The organism is Pseudomonas protegens CHA0, assembly GCF_000397205.1.
Classification (GTDB): Bacteria; Pseudomonadota; Gammaproteobacteria; order Pseudomonadales; family Pseudomonadaceae; genus Aquipseudomonas; species Aquipseudomonas protegens.
Genome location: NC_021237.1, coordinates 488597 through 507155 on the forward strand (window position 1 = coordinate 488597; position 18559 = coordinate 507155).

An 18559-nucleotide genomic window follows, 5' to 3' on the forward strand; every position below is an offset into this window, starting at 1 on the left:
CTTGGCCAGCACGCACATGGGGGCTCAGAACAGGCGCGAAAGCAGGGCGGTGACCGCGGTTTCGACCCGCAGGATGCGTTCGCCCAGTTGCACCGGTTGCAGGCCGGCCTTGCCCAGAAGATCGATCTCGTAGGGAATCCAGCCGCCCTCCGGGCCAATGGCCAGGGTGACGGCCTGGTCCAGCCCGCGAGGGCAGGGCGGATATGGGCCAGGGTGGCCCACCAGCCCCAGGGTGCCAGCGCTGAGGGCCGGCAGGCGGTCTTCGACGAAGGGCTTGAAGCGTTTTTCGATCAGGACGTCGGGCAGCACGGTGTCACGGGCCTGTTCCAGGCCGAGCACCAGGTGTTCGCGAATCGTTTCGGGTTCCAGGAACGGGGTCTGCCAGAAGCTCTTTTCTACCCGGTAGCTGTTCACCAGCACCAGCCGCGGCACGCCCATGGTCGCTATGGTCTGGAACACCCGGCGAAGCATTTTCGGGCGCGGCAGGGCCAGCACCAGGGTCAATGGCAGCTTGGCCGGTGGCGGCTGATCGAGGGTCACTTGCAGTTCGGCTTCAGCAGGCTCCAGGCGCAGTACCTGGGCACTGCCCATCAAGCCGCCAATGCGCCCGACCCGCAGGCTGTCGCCGACCGCCACCCGATGCACGTCCTGCATGTGGGTCAGGCGTCGGTCGCGCAGCACTACCCGGTCGGCCGCAATGAAATCGGCCTCTTCCAGAAGCAGCAGGTTCACGCTTGGGTCGCTGGCGGCTGGTCGTTGTGGTCGTCGGCCGGTTCATCGTCCGGGTGCTCGCCACGTTTGCTGATCAGCCCGCCGAACAGCACGCCGATCTCGAACAGCAGCCACATGGGCACGGCCAGCAGGGTCTGGGAGAAAATGTCCGGCGGGGTGAGGATCATGCCCACCACGAAGCAGCCGATGATCACGTAAGGGCGGATCTTGCGCAGGTACGCCACGTTGACCACGCCTATCCACACCAGCAGGACCACGGCCACCGGGATCTCGAAGGCCACGCCGAAGGCGAAGAACAGGGTCATGACGAAATCGAGGTAGCTGGTGATATCGGTCATCATCTCCACGCCGGCCGGGGTGGCGGCGGCGAAGAACTTGAAGATCAGCGGGAACACCAGGAAGTAGGCGAACGCCATGCCGATGTAGAACAGCAGGATGCTCGACACCAGCAAGGGCACGGCAATGCGCTTTTCATGCTTGTACAGGCCGGGTGCGATAAAGCCCCAGATCTGGTGCAGGATCACCGGGATCGCCAGGAACAGCGAGACCATCATGGTCAGCTTCAGCGGCGTCAGGAACGGCGAGGCGACGTCGGTGGCGATCATCGTCGCGCCGACCGGCAGGTACTGGCGCAGCGGCGTGGAGACGATGGTGTAGATCTGCTGGGTGAAGGCGAACAGCCCGGCGAAGATGATGAAGATCGCCGCTACGCAGCGCAGCAGGCGGGTGCGCAGCTCGGTGAGGTGCGACACCAGCGGCATGTGTTGGTCGTTCTCTGGGATATCGCTCATGGTGCTCGCGGCGGCAAGGTGGAGTCGTGGGGGGCCGTGGTGGCGGGTGTTGCCACTGGGGCTGCGGGCTCTGCGGTCGGTGCCGGTGCTGGTGTTGATGGCAGAGGCGCGGGCACTTCGCTGGCTGGCGGCGCTTCGGCGACCGTAGCGGCGCCTGGCGCGTGAATCGTCTGCTCGGCCACAGGCTCTACCGGAGTCGGTTGCTGCTGGGTCGGGGCGAGGATTTTCCGCGCTTCCTGCTCCAGGGACAGAATGTGCTCGTTGTGCAGTTGCCGGCGGATTTCGTCGGCACCGATTTCACGTTCAACTTCCTGTTTTATCGCGTTGAAGCTGCGCTTGAGGCGCCCGACCCACAGGCCGGCGGTGCGCGCAGCGCCGGGCAGGCGCTCGGGGCCGAGCACCAGCAGGGCCACCAGGCCCACCAGCAGCAGTTCAGAGAAGCTGATACCAAACATTAGTCAGTGCTCACGAGTCTTTGCGGGTCGGCTCTTCGACTTTCTGCGCCTGCACATCGATGGTGTGCGGCTGGTTCAACGGCGCGCTCTGCTGCGGCTGAACCGGTGGCACAGGCTGCGCCGCTGGCGGGACCACGGGTTCGGCAGGCTTTTCGTCGTCATTCATGGCCTTGCGAAAGCCCTTGATCGATTCGCCGACGTCGGTGCCCAGGTTCTTGAGCTTCTTGGTGCCGAATACCAGTACCACGACCACCAGGATGACGATCCAGTGTTTCCAGTCAAAAATGCCCATGCTGCGTTTCCTCTTAGAAAGTTGTTCAGGCGGACGGACGCGAGGCTTTCTCGGTGTGTCCGGACAGACCGAAGCGGCGATCCAGCTCGTCGAGCACAGCCTGGGGGTGCTGCCCCAGCTGCGCCAGCATGACCAGGGTATGGAACCACAGGTCTGCGGTTTCATAGATCACATCGCTGCAGTCACCGCTGATGGCGGCGTCCTTGGCGGCGATGATGGTTTCGACCGACTCTTCGCCGACTTTTTCCAGAATCTTGTTCAGGCCCTTGTGATACAGGCTGGCCACATAGGAGCTGTCGGCTGCGGCGTCTTTACGCTCTTCCAGCACTTGGGCCAGACGGGTGAGGGTATCGCTCATGTCAGTGTCCTGCAGAATAAATCGCGTGCGGGTCCTTGAGGACCGGTTCGACGGTTTTCCACTCGCCGTCTTCGTAGACGCGGTAGAAACAGCTGTGGCGGCCGGTGTGACAGGCAATGTCGCCGATCTGCTCGACCATCAGGATGATCACGTCAGCGTCGCAGTCCAGGCGCATTTCATGAAGCTTCTGTACGTGCCCGGACTCTTCGCCCTTGCGCCATAGCTTGCCACGGGAACGTGACCAATAGATGGCGCGGTTCTCGGCGGCAGTCAGGCTCAGGGCCTCGCGGTTCATCCAGGCCATCATCAGCACGCGCCCGGTCTTGTGATCCTGGGCGATGGCCGGCACCAGGCCGTCCGCATCCCATTTGATCTGGTCCAGCCAATCTTTCATTTTCGACTCCGACAACCGGGCTCTACCCGCTGGTGACGCCTCGGCGATTTCGACAGTTTGCCAGCAGGTCGCGCCACTGGCTATCGGCGAACGATCAGATACAAACCGACCGCAATCATGATGCCAGCAGGCCAGTGCCCCAGCTCATGCAATGGACCGCCGGCGGCCAGGACCGCGCCACCGCCCAGGTGGGCAGTGCCCAGCAGGCGCAGGAACCAGTCGTCCTTGCGCTTGTGCCAGGGCGCCGGCGGATCGGCGGCATGGGGCTGGGACATGCGCTCCAGCAGGTCGCGGGTCATGTTGGCCAGGTGCGGCAACTGTTCGATCTGGCTGTGGATGTTGCCGAGCACGGCCTTGGGGCTGACCCGTTCGCGCATCCAGCGTTCGAGGAAGGGTTGCGCGGTGTTCCACAGGTCCAGGTCCGGGTACAGCTGGCGGCCCAGGCCCTCGATGTTGAGCAGGGTCTTCTGCAGCAGCACCAGTTGCGGCTGCACTTCCATGTTGAAGCGCCGAGCGGTCTGGAACAGGCGCATCAGCACCTGGCCGAAGGAAATGTCCTTCAGCGGTTTTTCGAAGATCGGCTCGCACACGGTGCGGATCGCCGCCTCGAATTCGTTGAGCTTGGTTTCCGCCGGGACCCAGCCGGAATCAATGTGCAACTGGGCCACGCGGCGGTAGTCGCGCTTGAAGAAGGCAAACAGGTTGCGGGCCAGGTAGTCCTGGTCTTCCGGGGTCAGGCTGCCGACGATGCCGCAGTCGATGGCGATGTACTGCGGGCTCCAGGGCTGCACGGTGCTGACGAAGATGTTGCCCGGGTGCATGTCGGCGTGGAAGAAGCTGTCGCGGAACACCTGGGTGAAGAAGATCTCCACGCCACGCTCGGCGAGCATCTTCATGTCGGTACGCTGGTCGGCCAGGGTGGCCAGGTCGGTGACCTGAATGCCGTAGATGCGCTCCATCACCAGCACTTTGGGCCGGCACCAGTCCCAGTAGACCTGGGGTACATAGAGCAGCGGCGAGCCTTCGAAGTTGCGCTTGAGCTGGCTGGCGTTGGCCGCCTCGCGCAGCAGGTCGAGCTCGTCGTAGATGGTTTTCTCGTAGTCGCTGACCACGTCCACCGGGTGCAGCAGGCGCGCGTCGGCTGAGAGCTTTTCCGCGGCCCGGGCGAGGATGAACAGCCACGCCAGGTCCTGGGCGATGATCGGCTTGAGCCCGGGGCGGATCACCTTGACCACCACTTCTTCGCCGGTCTTGAGCTTGGCGGCGTGCACCTGGGCCACCGACGCCGACGCCAGGGGCTCGATGTCGAAGCGGCTGAACACGTCGCTGATCTTCTTGCCCAGCTGCGCTTCGATCAGGGCCACGGACTTTTGCGAGTCGAACGGCGGCACCCGGTCCTGCAGCAGCATCAGCTCGTCGGCAATGTCTTCCGGCAGCAGGTCGCGGCGGGTCGAGAGGATCTGCCCGAACTTGATGAAGATCGGCCCCAGGTCCTGCAACGCCAGGCGCAGGCGTGCACCGCGGCTCAGGTCCAGCGGCTTGCGCGGGAACCAGCGCCAGGGCAGGGCGAAGCGCAGGGCCAGGAGGAACCAGGGCAGGGGCAGGTCGAACAGCAGGTCATCGAGGCGGTAGCGGATCACGACGCGCTGGATGCGCAACAGACGGCGGACGGCAAGCAGCTTCATGCGTTATCGCTTGGGTCAAGGGATCGGGAAAGGCGCTCCAAGCGCGCCTCGAGACGTTCCAGGTCGAGTTTGGCCTGATCCAGCTCGCGAAAGCGCGCTTCGGCTTCACGCTGACCCACCAGGGTCCGCGATTCTTCGGCGAGGAATTCGGCGAGGTTCTGGTTGAGGCTGGCAAATCCTTGCTGATACCAGCGGGCGCGGCTGCGCACATGGCCACTGAACAGCTGGGTGGCCACGGGGCCCAGCCAGCGCGAGAGTTCGTATTCCCAGTCCAGCTCCAGGTCCTGAAGGGTTGCTGCCAGGTCCAGCAGCACGCCGCTATCGCCTTCCAGCTCCACTTCGGGGCCGTGCAGGACCGCGGTCTTGTCCTTGCTCAGGGCCAGGCGCAGCAGGCTCGAGGCCGGTGCGCGCAGGGTGCAGTCCGGGTCCGCGGCCCACTGGCTGGCGAGCATCAGGCCTTCATCGCTGGGCAGGATGAACAGCTGCAGCGCCGGGTTGCGGCATTCCACGGCGATCACCTTGCCATTGAGGTGCTGCAGGCGCGGCAGCGCCGTGCTGTCCAGACGCAGCACCCGATTGATGCCGGTCTCGACGCTGGCGAGCAGGCCGCTGAGCAACATCAGGGCTTGATGCCGCGGTGCAGGGCGACGATGCCTGCGGTCATGTTGTGATAGGTCACGCGGTCGAAGCCGGCCTCGACCATCATCGACTTCAGGGTTTCCTGGTTGGGGTGCATGCGGATCGATTCGGCCAGGTAGCGGTAGCTTTCCGAGTCGTTGGTGATCAGCTTACCGGCCAGGGGCATGAAGGCGAACGAGTAGGCGTCGTAGACCTTGGACATCAGCGCGTTGGTGGGCTTGGAGAACTCCAGCACCAGCAGGCGACCACCGGGCTTGAGCACCCGCAGCATGGAGCGCAGGGCGTCTTCCTTGTGGGTCACGTTGCGCAGGCCGAAGGCAATGGTCACGCAGTCGAAATGGTTGTCCGGGAACGGCAGTTTTTCCGCATCGGCCTGGACGAACTCGACGTTGCCGGCCACACCCAGGTCCAGAAGGCGGTCACGACCGACCTTGAGCATGGATTCGTTGATGTCGGCCAGTACCACTTGGCCGGTCGGGCCCACCAGGTGGGAGAAACGCTTGGTCAAGTCACCCGTGCCGCCGGCGATGTCCAGTACGCGATTGCCGGCGCGCACGCCGGACAGCTCGATCGTGAAGCGTTTCCACAGGCGGTGCATGCCACCGGACAGCACGTCGTTCATCAAGTCGTACTTGGCCGCTACCGAGTGGAACACCTCAGCGACTTTTTCCGCTTTCTGGCTTTCAGGAACATTCTTGAAGCCGAAGTGAGTGGTGGGTTCGGCATCGCTGCCTTTGCGCTGATCAGTCATATCGCTGTCACCAAAAGAGAATGCGGGACATTCTAATGCCGGTGGCGGTCTTTGTCTTGGCAAGGCTGAATGTAAGATAGCGATCCGCCGGGACGTTTTGACGCACGCAGGGTCAAGATGCTTCAGGCAAGTCCCGAAACAGCAGGAGACCTTCAATGGCCCGTATTAGTGTTGAACGTGCCCATGGCCTGGGCAAGCAGGCAGCCCGTGAAAAGGCCGACAAACTGGCGCAGAAACTCGCCGATCAATATGGCCTGGAGCCGCAGTGGGCAGGCGATACCCTGAACCTCAAGCGCTCGGGCGTCAAAGGCGCGGTGCATGTGGGTGAAGAGTCGATCCGCATCGACGTGGAACTGGGGATGTTGATGTCGGCCATGAGCGGCACCATCAAGTCGGAAATCGAAAAGGCTCTGGACAAGGCCCTGGTCTGAACCGGCTCCTACATGAATTCATGACAGTCGTTAGGGTGCCGATTCTAATTTTTCTCTCTAGGTTGTGCCTCAGGTCCTCCTTCCGAGGGCAGTTCCTCAAACCTTCTGCGCGTGAGGTGCACCATGGCCAAAGTAATTCTGAAGAAAAAAGTTGATGCCCAATCGACTGCTCTGAGTGAAGTCAAATCCTATGCCCGCAAGATCTGGCTGGCAGGCCTGGGGGCCTACGCCAAAGTCGGTCAGGAAGGCAGCGAGTACTTCCAGGAGTTGATCAAGGCTGGTCAATCCGTTGAAAAGAAAGGCAAAAAAGTTGTCACTGAACAACTTGAAGCAGCCAACAGTCAGATAGATGGCGTTAAAGGGGATGTCAGCACTCTCAAAGGCAAAGTCGAAGTGCAGCTGGACAAGGTCGAGAAGGCTTTTGACACGCGCGTCGCCAGTGCCTTGAATCGTATCGGCATTCCGTCTAAACATGACGTTGAGACACTCTCTGCTAAGCTCGATGAGCTGACGGCGTTGCTCGAACGTGTCGCGCGTAAACATTAAGGAGAACGGGATGGCTGGTAAAAAGAATACTGAAAAAGAAGGCAGCTCGTGGATCGGGAAAGTCGAAGAGTACTCCCGTAAAATTTGGCTTGCTGGTTTAGGCGTGTACTCGAAAATCGACTCTGACGGCAGCAAGCTTTTCGAGACATTGGTCAAAGATGGTGAGAAAGCCGAGAAACTGACTAAGAGCGTAGTCGGCAAGAAAGTTGATGCGGCCAAAGATTCCGCAACTTCGGCCAAGTCGCGTATCAGCGACGTCAAGGATCGCGCCCTGGGTAAGTGGGATGAACTGGAAGGCGCTTTCGACAAGCGCTTGAACAGCGCCATCTCGCGTCTGGGCGTGCCTAGCCGCAACGAAGTCAAGGCCCTGCACGACAAGGTCGATACCCTGACCAAGCAGATTGAAAAACTCACAGGTGCCAAGGTTGCGCCGGTTGCAGCCAAAACTGCAGCTGCCAAGCCTGCTGCAAAACCCGCAGCCAAGCCTCTGGCCAAGCCTGCCGCTAAGCCTGTCGCCAAGGCCGCCGCTAAACCCGCAGCCAAGCCGGCCGCGAAAACCGCAGCCGCCAAACCAGCGGCCAAACCGGCTGCCAAGCCTGTAGCGGCCAAGCCCGCTGCCAAGCCAGCAGCCAAGCCCGCGGCGAAAACCGCAGCGGCCAAGCCAGCGGCCAAACCGGCCGCCAAGCCTGCAGTGGCGAAAAAGCCTGTGGCCAAGAAGCCTGTGGCTGCCAAGCCAGCGGCCAAACCAGCAGCCAAGCCCGCTGTTGCGGCCAAGCCTGCAGCCCCGGCTCCGGCCAGCTCGGCGAACTCCGCCGCAGCCCCGAGCCCGGCTGCAACCCCGACTGCCGCGCCAGCTCCAGCGACGCCAAGCAGCCAGTCCTGATCGCATCAGGAATAAAAAACGCCCGGCCTGGGAAGGCCGGGCGTTTTTTATTGAGGCGTTCTAGCCCTGCTCATCCAGGTAGCGCAGCGCCATCTGTTCGGTGGCCATCTTTGCCGGCGGCAGCAGGTGTGGCGCCACCAGCATCATGATCTGGTAGACCACCAGCCGAACTTCGCCTTCGCGATCGAGAATCCGCTGGTAATCCAGAGAGAACAGCAGGGTCATGGTGATCTGTTCCACCAGCTGCCCCAGGGCCTGGGTGCCGCTGACCAGTTGCCCCTGAGCCTTGAGCCGGGCCAGCAACGAGGCCAGGGTGCGTTTCAAGGCATTGAGCAGGTTGCGAATGCCCTTGGCCAGTTTTGGCAGGCGCCCGGCCAGGTTGGACAGGTCCTGAAATAGAAAGCGGTAGTGGGCCAGGCGCTCGACGATCAGGTGCAGGAACAGCCAGTAGTCTTCCGCCGCCAGCTGGACGTCGGACGGTGGGTCCAGCAATGGCGTCAGTTCGTTCTGAAAGCGCTCGAACAGGCCGAGCACCAGCGGCTCCTTGCCATGGAAGTGGTAGTAGAGGTTGCCGGGGCTGATCCCCATTTCATTGGCCACCTCCATGGTGGAGACATTGGGCTCGCCCTTTTGATTGAACAGTTGCAGGGCACATTCGAGTATCCGGTCGCGGGTCTTCATCCTGACTTCTTGTCGGTCCATTGAAGGGGCACGGCTCCGGCGTGGAACCGTGGTGCAAAGTGTCTTCAGCGCACGCGCACGTAGGTGCCGGGCGCAGCCTCCATCGGCGGATAGTTCTGGTTGCCCAGGGTGGTGAGGGTTTCCCGCTGCGCCCCCGAACGCTCCTGGACCCAGGTCAGCCACTGGCTCCACCAGCTGCCGTCCACATGCTCGGCATCGTAGTACCAGGCCCGCGGGTCGCTGCTGAGCTTGCGGTTCTCCACGTAATTGGCCTTGGGATTGCTCGGCGGGTTGAGGATGCTCTGCACGTGGCCGCTGTTGGACAGCACGAAGCGCCGTTCGCCGCCCAGCAGCAGGGTCGAGCGGTAGACCGCGTCCCAGGGCGTGATGTGGTCGTTGATCCCGGCCACGCTGAAGCTGTCCACCGTGACCTTCTGCAAGTCGATCGGCGTGCCGCAGACTTCCAGCCCGCCGACATGGCTCAGGGGGTTGTGCTTGAAGAAGTCCAGCAGATCGCCGTGCAGCGCGGCCGGCAACCGGGTGCTGTCGTTGTTCCAGTAGAGAATGTCGAAGACCGGCGGCTCCTTGCCCAGCAGGTAGTTGTTGACCCAGTAGTTCCAGATCAGGTCGTTGGGGCGCATCCAGGCGAACACCTTGGCCATGTCGCGACCGTCCAGTACCCCTTGCTGATAGGAGCGACGCTTGGCCGCTTCGAGGGTCTTCTCGTCGGCGAACAGCGTTGCCGGGCTGTCCATCTGGCTGTCCAGCAGGCTCACCATGTAGGTCGCGCTGGATACCCGGCGCAGCTGGCGCTTGGCCTGCAGATGGCCTTGCAGGGCGGCGATGGTCAGCCCTCCGGCACAGGCTCCCACCAGGTTGACTTCGCGACTGCCGGTAATCGCCCGGGTGACGTTCAGCGCTTCTTCGGCCGCCTCGACGTAGGTCGACAGGCCCCACTCGCGGTGCCGCACATCCGGGTTGCGCCAGCTGACCATGAACACCTGCAGGCCGTTTTTCAGCGCGTACTGGACGAAGCTGTTGGTCGGGCTCAGGTCGAAAATGTAGTACTTGTTGATTTGTGGCGGCACGATCAGCAGCGGCTTGGCGTACTGTTTTTCGCTCATGGGGCTGTACTGGATCAGCTCCAGCAATTCATTGCGAAACACCACTGAGCCCGGGGTGACCGCCAGGTTCTTGCCCACCTCGAAAGCGTGCTTGGTTACCTGGCTGGGCAACCCGTTGTTGTGCAGCAGGTCATCCAGCAGGTTGCCGATGCCCCGCACCACGCTGTTGCCCCCGGTGTTGAAGATCTCCTTGAGGGCCAGGGGGTTGAGCAGGGTATTGGAAGGCGCAACGGCATCATTGAGCAGGGAAAAGGCAAAGTGTGCCCGGGCCCGGTCGTCTTCGCTCATGCCGCTGTCGTCGATCCAGTGGCGCACCTGCTTCTGCCAGCTCAGGTAGGCTTGCAGGCCGCGCCGGTAGAAGGGGTTGAGGCTCCAGGCCGGGTCGGCGAAGCGGTTGTCCTTGGGGTTGGTCTTGTGCAGGGTTTCCCCCAGCAGCACACGCCCCAGCTGGCCGCCCAGGGCCAGGGTATGCCGGGCACTGTGCAACGGATTGCGCAGGCTGTGGGCCGCCAGGCTGCGCAAGGTGGAGAACAGGTCCCGGCCGCGCAGGCCGGTGATCGCGCTCTGCGCATTGATATACGCGGCGGGTGACGGCAATGAGCCCGTCGCAGGTTTGTCTTGCATGAGTCAACACTCCTTCGTCAAACCACTAACAAGCAGACCAATCCAAGACAGACAACATAGTCGGTCCTGGCCCTTCTTGCGCGCGACGATCCTGTCGACAGGTATCTTTTACTTGGTAGGGCGCACAGGTTCGGGATGCGGGTGCATCACCGCCCTTTGGCGTTCTTCCTGGAGGAACTTCATGATGATCGGGGCGACGGCCTCGGCCCGGGTGATCAGGAACAGGTGGCCATCATCGATGATGTGCAACTGGGCATTGGGTATGCGCCAGGCCAGCATGCGCATGTTGATCAGGGGAATCAGCGGGTCGTCATCGCCGGCCAGCACCAGGGTCGGCTGATGGATCTTGTGCAGCCAGTGAATGCTGGTCCAGCCCAGGCCCGCGAACAGCTGCCAGTAATAGCCGAGCTTGCCGGCCGAGCGCACCTTGGCTGCGTGTTCCGCTGCCAGGCTCGGGTCGCGGCGGAAGGAGCCGCCATAGATCAGCGGCGCGATGCGCATCACATGGGAGGGCTGCACGTAGCGCCGTGGGCTGGCCATCATCCACAGCACCTTGGGTTTGCCCGGGACCATGAACGCCCCGGCCGCGGTGGCGGCCAGCACCAGCTTCTTGCAGCGCTCGGGGTAGTCGTAGGCGAACTGCTGGGCCAGCGCGCCGCCCCAGGACACACCCACTGCATTGACCTGGCCGTAGTCCAGGTAGTCGAGCATCCGCGCGGTCAGCTTGGCCAGCCCGGGAAAGCGGTAGGGCCGGCTCGGCGTGGAGGAGCCGCCGACACCGGGGACATCGAAGGCGATCACCTCAAGGTCCGGATCCAGGGCCTGGACAAAGGGAAACACCAGCTCCAGGTTGGCGCCGATGCCGTTGAAGATCAGCAGCGGCGTCAAGTGCGGCTTGCCTGGGCGTACCGCGGTGCGGATGGTCTGGCCATCCAGGTCGACGGTGCGGAATATGAATGAGTGTGGCATGCCGTAGCCCTGTGAATTAAACCGTCGCAGCCGCCATCCCGGGCGTCCTGCGGTTTTCCTGAGGCCGAGCCTCTTGTCAAGAATAGGGCTTGGCGGAGCCTCCTGGCGCCGCCGTGTCGATGGCCGGGGCTCAGCGCTCGTGGACGTAGGTCCCGGGCGCCGCCTCGGCGGCTGCGAACTTCTTGTTACCCAGGCTGGTGGGCGCCGGCTTCAGGTCACCTGAGCGTTCCGCCTGCCAGGCCTGCCAATGCAGCCACCAGGAATCGGTGTGCTTGATCGAGTTTTCCTGCCACTGGTCGGGGCAGGCCGGAATGTCGGTGCTGGTCATGTAGCGCGCCTTGGGGTTGCCAGGCGGGTTGAGGATGCTCTGGATATGGCCGCTGCTGGAGAGCACGAACTCGACGTTGCCGCCAAACAGCTGCGCCGACTTGTAGCAGGACTTCCACGGGGTGATGTGGTCGTTGGTGCCGGCCAGGGAGAAGATATCGGCGGTCACCTGCTTGAGGTCGATCGGCGTGCCGCACACTTCCAGTGCATTGGCGCGCACCAGCGGGTTGTTCTTGAACATTTCGATCAGGTCGCCGTGGAAGGCGGCGGGCAGGCGGGTGGTGTCGTTGTTCCAGAACAGGATGTCGAACACCGGCGGCTCGTTGCCCAGCAGGTAGTTGTTGACCCAGTAGTTCCAGATCAGGTCGTTGGGGCGCATCCAGGCGAACACCTTGGCCATGTCGCGGCCTTCCAGGACTCCGGCCTGATAGGAGTGGCGCTTGGCCGCTTCCAGGGTCTGCTCGTCGACGAACAGCGCTACCTGGGTGTCCAGGGTGGTGTCGAGTACGCTGACCAGCAGGGTCAGGGCGTTGACCTTCTTCTGCCCCAGCGCCGCGTAGTGGCCCAGCAGCGCGGTGCAGGTGATGCCGCCGGAGCAGGCACCGAGCATGTTCACGTCCTTGCTGCCGGTGATCGCGGTCACTACGTCGACCGCTTCTTTCAGGGCTTCGATGTAGGTGGACAGGCCCCATTCGCGCTGGGCCTTGGTGGGGTTGCGCCAGCTGACGATAAAGGTCTGCACGTTGTTGCGCAGGCAGAAGCGCGCCAGGCTCTTGTCCGGGCTGAGGTCGAAGACATAGAACTTGTTGATCTGCGGTGGCACCACCAGCAGCGGGCGCTCATGCACCTGCTCGGTGATCGGCCGGTACTGGATCAGCTCCAGCACGTCATTGCGAAACACCACCGCGCCTTCACTGGTGCCCAGGTTCTTGCCCACTTCGAAGGCGTCCATGTTGACCTGGCTGGGCATGCCGCCGTTGTGCACCAGGTCCTTGGCCAGATGGGACAGGCCGTCCAGCAGGCTCTTGCCGCCGGTTTCGAAGAAGCGCTTTACCGCTGCGGGGTTGGCCGCGCTGTTGGTCGGGGCCATGGCTTCGGTCATCAGGTTGATCACGAAGTGGCCGCGGCTGATGTCCTGCTCGGACAGGCTGCTGTCGTCGATCCAGTCGTGGAGCTCCTTGCGCCACGCCAGGTAGGTTTGCAGGTAGCGTTTGTACAACGGGTTCTGGCTCCACGCGGGGTCGTTGAAGCGACGGTCGTCGCTCTCCGGCTGCAGGGTGGATTTGCCGAACATCACGTTCTTAAGTTCGATGCCGAAATGGGCGACGTGCTTGACGCTGTGGATGGGTTGTTTGATGGCCTGGGCAAGCACCATTCGAGCGGAAGTAAGCAGGTCCTTTCTACGCAAGCCAATGACCGGATTGAGCCCCAGGGTGTTTTCCGAGGCTTGGCGTTTCAGGTCATCGTTATTCTTGTTACTCATCTACGACGCTCCATTGTCCTGAGACGAGTACCGGACCTGCTGTGCAGTCACACAGCACGATGCCAGGTACTACTGCTCGGGTGACCGTTGATTGCGCACCGCTGCTTTTTGTTCCGAAAGCTCTGCAGGGAACTTGCCAGCTCCATTGGTTACCCGAGTTTAATTTTTTCCGCAAGCAGGCCATTCATTGGCCATACAGCCAAGCATTCAAACAGATGAAATTAGAAAATGCCCTCTAAACCATCGGAGCCTTGAGCTAGAGCATCAGCTTGACGATGGACTCGTTCGGATCGCGGGATTTTCCGGCAGCCTTGAGCTCCGCCAGATAGTCGTTCCACAGCTCGTCCTGGCGCAGCGCCAGTTGGTAGAGGTAGTCCCAGGTGAACAATCCGCTGTCATGACCGTCGTCGAAGGTCAATTTCAGTGCGTACTGGCCCGCCGGTTCAACCTTGGTCAGGCCGACGCCGAGCTTGCCGAATTGCAGGATGGGTTTGCCGTGGCCCTGGACCTCGGCGGAGGGAGAATGCACCCGCAGGAGTTCTGCAGGCAGGTGATAGACCTCGTCCGGCCCGTAAGTCAGGGTCAGGGTTTTCGAGGCTTTGTGCAGGTTGATACCGGTGGGAAGTTTGCTCATGACCTGTAGTCCTTCCGGCAGGAGCCGGCTTGCCGGCGATCGGGGGAGGCCCTATCGCTGGCAAGCCAGTCCCTGCATGGGTGGCGAAGGTTTACAGGATATAACGGGAAAGGTCTTCGTTCTGCGCCAATTCGCCCAGGTGGCTGTTGACGTAGGCGGCGTCGATGCGGATCGGCTCTTCGCTGTGGGCGCTGGCCAGGTCACCGGCACTGAACGACACCTCTTCCAGCAGGCGCTCGAGCAGGGTATGCAGGCGACGGGCACCGATGTTCTCGGTCTTCTCGTTGACCTGCCAGGCGATTTCCGCCAGGCGCTTGATGCCTTCGGGCAGGAACTCGATGTTCAGGCCTTCGGTCTTCAGCAGCTCGCGATATTGCTCGGTCAGCGAAGCGTGCGGCTCGCTGAGGATGCGCTCGAAGTCTTGCGGCGACAGCGCCTTGAGTTCCACGCGGATCGGCAGACGGCCTTGCAGCTCCGGTACCAGGTCGCTGGGCTTGCTCAGGTGGAAGGCACCGGAGGCGATGAACAGGATGTGGTCGGTCTTGACCATGCCCAGCTTGGTGTTGACGGTGCAGCCTTCGATCAGCGGCAGCAGGTCACGCTGCACGCCCTCGCGGGAGACGTCCACACCGCCGGCGTTGCCGCGCTTGGCCACCTTGTCGATCTCGTCGATGAACACGATGCCGTGCTGCTCGACGGCTTCCAGGGCCTTGGCCTTGAGTTCTTCGTCGTTGACCAGGCGGCTGGCTTCTTCGTCGCGTACCAGTTTCAGCGCTTCCTTGACCTTGAGCTTGCGGTTCTTGCGCTTGCCCTTGCCCATGTTGGCGAACAGGCTCTGCAGCTGGTTGGTCATTTCTTCCATGCCCGGTGGCGCGGAAATGTCGACGCCTGCAGCTTCCGCCACTTCGATCTCGATTTCCTTGTCATCCAGCTGGCCTTCGCGCAGCCGCTTGCGGAACAGCTGGCGGGTATTGGAGTCCTGGGCCGGAGCCGCGTCGTCGCTGTTGAAACCGGTGCGTGCCTGGGGCAGCAGGGCATCGAGGATGCGTTCTTCGGCGGCGTCTTCGGCGCGATGGCGAACCCGGATCATTTCCTGTTCGCGGAACATCTTGATCGCCGCGTCGGCCAGGTCGCGGATGATGGATTCAACGTCGCGGCCCACATAGCCGACTTCGGTGAACTTGGTGGCCTCGACCTTGATGAAGGGCGCATTGGCCAGCTTGGCCAGGCGGCGGGCGATCTCGGTCTTGCCGACGCCGGTCGGGCCAATCATCAGGATGTTCTTGGGGGTCACTTCAACGCGCAGCTCGGCCGGCAGTTGCATGCGGCGCCAGCGGTTGCGCAGGGCGATAGCGACGGCGCGCTTGGCATCGTCCTGGCCGATGATATGGCGGTTGAGTTCGTGGACGATTTCGCGGGGTGTCATGGACATAGTAGTTGGCGGTCCTCAAGCAAGAATGAATGCCGTGGCGCAAGCGCCGCAACAGGCTTATTCCGCGAGATCCTGCTCCTCGATGGTTTGAGTGTGGTTGGTGAATACACAGATGTCGCCGGCGATGCCGAGTGCGGTCTCGACGATTTCACGGGCCGACAGGTCGGTCTTTTTCAGCAGGGCGCTGGCAGCGGCCTGGGCGTAGGCGCCACCGGAACCCATGGCGATCAGCCCGTCCTCGGGTTCAACCACGTCGCCATTGCCGGTGATGATCAAGGACGCATCCTTGTTGGCCACGGCCAGCATGGCTTCCAGGCGGCTCAGGGAGCGATCGGTGCGCCATTCCTTGGCCAGCTCTACGGCGGCACGGACCAGATGGCCCTGGTGTTTCTCCAGTTGGCCTTCAAAGCGCTCGAACAGGGTGAAGGCGTCGGCGGTGGCCCCGGCAAAGCCGGCGATGACCTGGCCGTGATAGAGGCGGCGGACTTTTTTCGCGTTGCCTTTCATCACGGTGTTGCCGAGAGAAACCTGGCCGTCGCCGCCCATGACGACTTTGCCGTGGCGGCGGACTGAAACGATGGTGGTCAAGGGGGGAGTCTCCACACAGCGGGGCGAAAGTGCCCTGATGGAAACTCATATGGGGGTGGTCGGGCGTTTTTCAACCGGAGGCTGCAGCGAGGGACCGGCGGTCATTGTTGCATGCTGCAAGCGCTTCGCGGGCAGGCCCGCTCCTACGGGGGGCCATGTAGGAGTGGGCTTGCCCGCGATCAATCGCGTAGCGGTCGGCTTAGCGGCTCTGGCGCTGTTGTAACAGCAGGTTGCTGAAGCCGGCGCCGGCCAGTTGTTTCTGCGCCACGGTCAGCTGTTCGCGGTTGCTGAACGGGCCTACCAATACCCGGTACCAGGTTTCATCCTTCACCGTGCCGGATTCCACCGAGACCGACTGGCCCAGCAGGATGATCTGCGCCCGGACCTTGTCGGCATCGGCTTCCTTGCGGAACGAACCGGCCTGGAGGAAGAACTTGGTCACCGGCGCCGCCTTGGCCACGGGTGGCGCTGGTGGCGGGGTGATCCCGGCCAGGGCTGCCTGGGCACGGGCGGTGTCGATCTTGGCCGCTTCCGCCGGGGTTACCGGGGTGGTGGGCACAGGTGGCACCTGTGGCGTCGGCAGGGTTTTTTCCGGCACCGCTTCCGGCGGCACGATGACCTCCGATTCCGGCAGCAGGGTGTAGAAGTCGTATTTCGGCTTCACCGGTTGCTGGGGGCTCGGCGGGGTCTTGTTGGCCTCGGCGATCTTGGTGGCTTTCTGCTGTTCGATCTTCTCGCGCTTGACGCTGTCACCGCCCTTGCCGGGCTCGAGCTTCATCAGGAACACGATGAAGGCACCGATGGTCAGGCCGATGGCCAGCCACAACCAGCCCGGAATCGGCTTCTTGGCCGGGGCCTGGTAACGGCTGGCGCCACGCTTGGGTGCAGGTTTTTTCTTGGCAGCCAACTTACATTTGCTCCAGGACTTTGAGGCCCAGCAGTTCCAGACCTTGCTTGAGGGTGCGCCGGGTCAGCTCGGTGAGGCGCAGACGGCTGTGCATCTGGGTCGGCGTCTCGGCTGCCAGGATCGGGCAGTTTTCATAGAAGCTGGAGAACAGCCCGGCCACGTCGTACAGGTAGGTGCAGAGGATGTGTGGCGTGCCCTTCTCGGCGACGTTGTTGAGAATCTCGCCGAACTGCGCCAGCTTGGCCGCCAGCTCCAGTTCCTGGGCCGCGTGCAGTTCGATCTGCCCGCCGACTTCGCTGAAGTCCTTGCCCAGCTTGCGGAACACACCGGCGGCGCGGGTGTAGGCGTACAGCAGGTACGGCGCGGTGTTGCCTTCGAAGTTGAGCATCAGGTCGAAGTTGAAGCTGTAGTCGCTGGTGCGGTGCTTGGACAGGTCGGCGTACTTCACCGAGTCGATGCCCACCACCTTGGCGATGCTGCGCAGGTCGGCTTCCGGCAGTTGCGGGTTCTTTTCCTTCACCAGGGCGTAGGCACGTTCTTCGGCTTCGGTCAGCAGGTCGATGAGCTTCACGGTGCCGCCGTCGCGGGTCTTGAACGGACGGCCGTCGGCGCCGTTCATGGTGCCGAAGCCCATGTGCTCCATTTCCATCGGATGGGTCACGAAACCGGCCTTGCGGGCCACGGCGAACACTTGCTGGAAGTGCAGGGCCTGGCGCTGGTCGACGAAGTACAGGGCGCGATCGGCCTTGAGCTTGCCGCTGCGGTAGCGCACGGCCGCCAGGTCGGTGGTGGCGTACAGGTAGCCGCCGTCAGCCTTGACGATGATCACCGGCAGCGGCTCGCCTTCGGCGTTCTTGAACTCGTCGAGGAACACGCACTGGGCGCCGTTGCTCTCCACCAGCAGGCCCTGGGCCTTGAGGTCGTTGACCACGTTGATCAGGTCGTCGTTGTAGGCGCTCTCGCCCATCACGTCGGCCATGGTCAGCTTGACGTTGAGCAGCTCGTAGATCTTCTGGCAGTGGGACAGGGAGATGTCCTTGAACTTGGTCCACAGCTCCAGGCAGTCCGGGTCGCCGGCCTGCAGCTTGACCACCAGGCCGCGGGCGCGGTCGGCGAAGGCTTCGGACTCGTCGAAGCGCTGCTTGGCGGCGCGGTAGAAGTTCTCCAGGTCCGACAGCTCGTCACTGGTGATGGGGTTTTCTTCCAGGTAGGCCATCAGCATTCCGAACTGGGTGCCCCAGTCGCCCACGTGGTTCTGGCGAATCACGGTGTCGCCGAGGAACTCCAGGACCCGGGCCACGCCGTCGCCAATGATGGTGGAGCGCAGGTGGCCAACGTGCATTTCCTTGGCCAGGTTGGGCGCCGACATGTCGATCACGGTGCGCTGCGCCGGGCCGGCCTTGCGTACGCCCAGGTGGTCGTCGCCAAGAGCAGCGTCCAGGCGCGCGGCCAGGGCCTGGGTGTTCTGGAAGAAGTTGATGAAGCCGGGGCCGGCGATTTCCGCCTTGCTCAGGTCTTCATGGGCCGGCAGGGCGGCGATGATTTTCTCCGCCAGGTCGCGTGGCTTCATGCCGGCCGGCTTGGCCAGCATCATGGCGATGTTGCTGGCGAAGTCGCCGTGGGTCTTGTCGCGGGTGTTTTCGACCTGGATCGCCGGCGTCAGGCCTTCTGGCAACACACCTTCGGTGACGAGTTGGGTGATGGCTTGCTGGATGAGCTGGCGAATGGTGTCTTTCATGGTCTTCTCTTTCGACCGCTGGTGCGGCGGCGCTTCGGTGCGCAGGTGGAAAAACTGGGCATTATCCGTTGCTGGAACGGGCTTGCCAACTATAG

Annotated in this window: 21 protein-coding genes; 3 read left to right on the top strand and 18 right to left on the bottom strand. The window is 62.7% G+C overall.

Annotation, left to right across the window (positions count from 1 at the left end):
• Positions 1–24: 24 nt before the first annotated feature.
• From PFLCHA0_RS02130 to ubiE, 9 genes are all read right to left on the bottom strand, one after another.
• Positions 25–732 carry a 16S rRNA (uracil(1498)-N(3))-methyltransferase gene (locus PFLCHA0_RS02130; RefSeq protein WP_011058794.1) on the bottom strand — a complete coding sequence of 236 codons (708 nt, stop codon included), beginning with the start codon at positions 730–732 and terminating at the stop codon, positions 25–27.
• Positions 729–1523, bottom strand: a complete 795-nt coding sequence (gene tatC, locus PFLCHA0_RS02135; protein WP_011058795.1) for a twin-arginine translocase subunit TatC — start codon at positions 1521–1523, stop codon at positions 729–731. The genes PFLCHA0_RS02130 and tatC overlap by 4 nt, the downstream gene beginning before the upstream one ends.
• Positions 1520–1978: a Sec-independent protein translocase protein TatB gene (gene tatB, locus PFLCHA0_RS02140; protein WP_011058796.1), complete on the bottom strand. Its 459-nt coding sequence runs from the start codon at positions 1976–1978 to the stop codon at positions 1520–1522. Before tatB ends, tatC begins: the two co-directional genes overlap by 4 nt.
• 10 nt (positions 1979–1988) lie before the next feature.
• A complete protein-coding gene (locus tag PFLCHA0_RS02145; protein ID WP_011058797.1) occupies positions 1989–2270 on the bottom strand; it encodes a twin-arginine translocase TatA/TatE family subunit in 282 nt (93 codons plus the stop codon).
• Positions 2271–2295: 25 nt separating this feature from the next.
• The gene (locus PFLCHA0_RS02150) at positions 2296–2628 is read right to left on the bottom strand and encodes a phosphoribosyl-ATP diphosphatase (RefSeq protein ID WP_015633856.1); all 333 of its coding nucleotides are present in this window, start codon (positions 2626–2628) and stop codon (positions 2296–2298) included.
• A gap of 1 nt (position 2629) precedes the next feature.
• Entirely contained in the window at positions 2630–3022 is a 393-nt protein-coding gene (hisI, locus tag PFLCHA0_RS02155; protein ID WP_011058799.1) for a phosphoribosyl-AMP cyclohydrolase, read from the bottom strand.
• 80 nt (positions 3023–3102) lie between these two features.
• Positions 3103–4707, bottom strand: a complete 1605-nt coding sequence (gene ubiB / locus PFLCHA0_RS02160; protein ID WP_011058800.1) for a ubiquinone biosynthesis regulatory protein kinase UbiB — start codon at positions 4705–4707, stop codon at positions 3103–3105.
• Positions 4704–5327: a ubiquinone biosynthesis accessory factor UbiJ gene (locus tag PFLCHA0_RS02165; RefSeq protein WP_015633857.1), complete on the bottom strand. Its 624-nt coding sequence runs from the start codon at positions 5325–5327 to the stop codon at positions 4704–4706. The genes ubiB and PFLCHA0_RS02165 overlap by 4 nt, the downstream gene beginning before the upstream one ends.
• Entirely contained in the window at positions 5327–6097 is a 771-nt protein-coding gene (gene ubiE, locus PFLCHA0_RS02170) for a bifunctional demethylmenaquinone methyltransferase/2-methoxy-6-polyprenyl-1,4-benzoquinol methylase UbiE (RefSeq protein WP_011058802.1), read from the bottom strand. The genes PFLCHA0_RS02165 and ubiE overlap by 1 nt, the downstream gene beginning before the upstream one ends.
• 155 nt (positions 6098–6252) lie before the next feature.
• On the opposite strand from ubiE, the gene PFLCHA0_RS02175 reads away from it, so the two are divergent.
• From PFLCHA0_RS02175 to PFLCHA0_RS02185, 3 genes are all read left to right on the top strand, one after another.
• The gene (locus PFLCHA0_RS02175; RefSeq protein ID WP_011058803.1) at positions 6253–6528 is read left to right on the top strand and encodes a polyhydroxyalkanoic acid system family protein; all 276 of its coding nucleotides are present in this window, start codon (positions 6253–6255) and stop codon (positions 6526–6528) included.
• A 123-nt stretch (positions 6529–6651) separates the two neighbouring features.
• Positions 6652–7074, top strand: a complete 423-nt coding sequence (locus PFLCHA0_RS02180; RefSeq protein WP_011058804.1) for a phasin family protein — start codon at positions 6652–6654, stop codon at positions 7072–7074.
• Positions 7075–7084: 10 nt separating this feature from the next.
• Positions 7085–7957, top strand: a complete 873-nt coding sequence (locus PFLCHA0_RS02185; protein ID WP_011058805.1) for a phasin family protein — start codon at positions 7085–7087, stop codon at positions 7955–7957.
• A 60-nt stretch (positions 7958–8017) separates the two neighbouring features.
• Here PFLCHA0_RS02185 and PFLCHA0_RS02190 read toward each other — a convergent pair whose 3' ends face one another.
• From PFLCHA0_RS02190 to argS, 9 genes are all read right to left on the bottom strand, one after another.
• Positions 8018–8638 (bottom strand): TetR/AcrR family transcriptional regulator, encoded by a 621-nt coding sequence (locus PFLCHA0_RS02190; RefSeq protein ID WP_011058806.1) that lies wholly within the window; start codon positions 8636–8638, stop codon positions 8018–8020.
• Positions 8639–8703: 65 nt separating this feature from the next.
• Positions 8704–10386: a class II poly(R)-hydroxyalkanoic acid synthase gene (gene phaC / locus PFLCHA0_RS02195; RefSeq protein ID WP_011058807.1), complete on the bottom strand. Its 1683-nt coding sequence runs from the start codon at positions 10384–10386 to the stop codon at positions 8704–8706.
• 108 nt (positions 10387–10494) lie between these two features.
• Positions 10495–11355, bottom strand: coding sequence for a poly(3-hydroxyalkanoate) depolymerase (gene phaZ, locus PFLCHA0_RS02200; protein ID WP_011058808.1), 861 nt, complete (start codon positions 11353–11355; stop codon positions 10495–10497).
• Positions 11356–11485: 130 nt separating this feature from the next.
• Positions 11486–13165, bottom strand: coding sequence for a class II poly(R)-hydroxyalkanoic acid synthase (phaC, locus tag PFLCHA0_RS02205; protein WP_015633859.1), 1680 nt, complete (start codon positions 13163–13165; stop codon positions 11486–11488).
• Positions 13166–13421: 256 nt separating this feature from the next.
• Complete coding sequence (locus tag PFLCHA0_RS02210) at positions 13422–13799, bottom strand: gamma-butyrobetaine hydroxylase family protein (RefSeq protein ID WP_011058810.1); 378 nt, start codon at positions 13797–13799, stop codon at positions 13422–13424.
• Positions 13800–13890: 91 nt separating this feature from the next.
• Positions 13891–15231 carry an ATP-dependent protease ATPase subunit HslU gene (hslU, locus tag PFLCHA0_RS02215; RefSeq protein ID WP_011058811.1) on the bottom strand — a complete coding sequence of 447 codons (1341 nt, stop codon included), beginning with the start codon at positions 15229–15231 and terminating at the stop codon, positions 13891–13893.
• A gap of 57 nt (positions 15232–15288) precedes the next feature.
• Positions 15289–15819 carry an ATP-dependent protease subunit HslV gene (gene hslV / locus PFLCHA0_RS02220; protein ID WP_003186641.1) on the bottom strand — a complete coding sequence of 177 codons (531 nt, stop codon included), beginning with the start codon at positions 15817–15819 and terminating at the stop codon, positions 15289–15291.
• Positions 15820–16018: 199 nt separating this feature from the next.
• Positions 16019–16726 carry an SPOR domain-containing protein gene (locus PFLCHA0_RS02225; RefSeq protein WP_011058812.1) on the bottom strand — a complete coding sequence of 236 codons (708 nt, stop codon included), beginning with the start codon at positions 16724–16726 and terminating at the stop codon, positions 16019–16021.
• Between the two features lies 1 nt (position 16727).
• Entirely contained in the window at positions 16728–18464 is a 1737-nt protein-coding gene (argS, locus tag PFLCHA0_RS02230; protein ID WP_011058813.1) for an arginine--tRNA ligase, read from the bottom strand.
• Positions 18465–18559 lie beyond the last annotated feature (95 nt).

What these genes read in the sequence shown, in the direction of transcription:
- tatC (WP_011058795.1), bottom strand. Translation starts at nt 1,523, where the DNA reads ATGAGCGATATCCCAGAGAACGACCAACACATGCCGCTGGTGTCGCAC.
- tatB (WP_011058796.1), bottom strand. Translation starts at nt 1,978, where the DNA reads ATGTTTGGTATCAGCTTCTCTGAACTGCTGCTGGTGGGCCTGGTGGCC.
- PFLCHA0_RS02145 (WP_011058797.1), bottom strand. Translation starts at nt 2,270, where the DNA reads ATGGGCATTTTTGACTGGAAACACTGGATCGTCATCCTGGTGGTCGTG.
- PFLCHA0_RS02150 (WP_015633856.1), bottom strand. Translation starts at nt 2,628, where the DNA reads ATGAGCGATACCCTCACCCGTCTGGCCCAAGTGCTGGAAGAGCGTAAA.
- hisI (WP_011058799.1), bottom strand. Translation starts at nt 3,022, where the DNA reads ATGAAAGATTGGCTGGACCAGATCAAATGGGATGCGGACGGCCTGGTG.
- ubiB (WP_011058800.1), bottom strand. Translation starts at nt 4,707, where the DNA reads ATGAAGCTGCTTGCCGTCCGCCGTCTGTTGCGCATCCAGCGCGTCGTG.
- PFLCHA0_RS02165 (WP_015633857.1), bottom strand. Translation starts at nt 5,327, where the DNA reads ATGTTGCTCAGCGGCCTGCTCGCCAGCGTCGAGACCGGCATCAATCGG.
- ubiE (WP_011058802.1), bottom strand. Translation starts at nt 6,097, where the DNA reads ATGACTGATCAGCGCAAAGGCAGCGATGCCGAACCCACCACTCACTTC.
- PFLCHA0_RS02175 (WP_011058803.1), top strand. Translation starts at nt 6,253, where the DNA reads ATGGCCCGTATTAGTGTTGAACGTGCCCATGGCCTGGGCAAGCAGGCA.
- PFLCHA0_RS02180 (WP_011058804.1), top strand. Translation starts at nt 6,652, where the DNA reads ATGGCCAAAGTAATTCTGAAGAAAAAAGTTGATGCCCAATCGACTGCT.
- PFLCHA0_RS02185 (WP_011058805.1), top strand. Translation starts at nt 7,085, where the DNA reads ATGGCTGGTAAAAAGAATACTGAAAAAGAAGGCAGCTCGTGGATCGGG.
- PFLCHA0_RS02190 (WP_011058806.1), bottom strand. Translation starts at nt 8,638, where the DNA reads ATGAAGACCCGCGACCGGATACTCGAATGTGCCCTGCAACTGTTCAAT.
- phaC (WP_011058807.1), bottom strand. Translation starts at nt 10,386, where the DNA reads ATGCAAGACAAACCTGCGACGGGCTCATTGCCGTCACCCGCCGCGTAT.
- phaZ (WP_011058808.1), bottom strand. Translation starts at nt 11,355, where the DNA reads ATGCCACACTCATTCATATTCCGCACCGTCGACCTGGATGGCCAGACC.
- phaC (WP_015633859.1), bottom strand. Translation starts at nt 13,165, where the DNA reads ATGAGTAACAAGAATAACGATGACCTGAAACGCCAAGCCTCGGAAAAC.
- PFLCHA0_RS02210 (WP_011058810.1), bottom strand. Translation starts at nt 13,799, where the DNA reads ATGAGCAAACTTCCCACCGGTATCAACCTGCACAAAGCCTCGAAAACC.
- hslU (WP_011058811.1), bottom strand. Translation starts at nt 15,231, where the DNA reads ATGTCCATGACACCCCGCGAAATCGTCCACGAACTCAACCGCCATATC.
- argS (WP_011058813.1), bottom strand. Translation starts at nt 18,464, where the DNA reads ATGAAAGACACCATTCGCCAGCTCATCCAGCAAGCCATCACCCAACTC.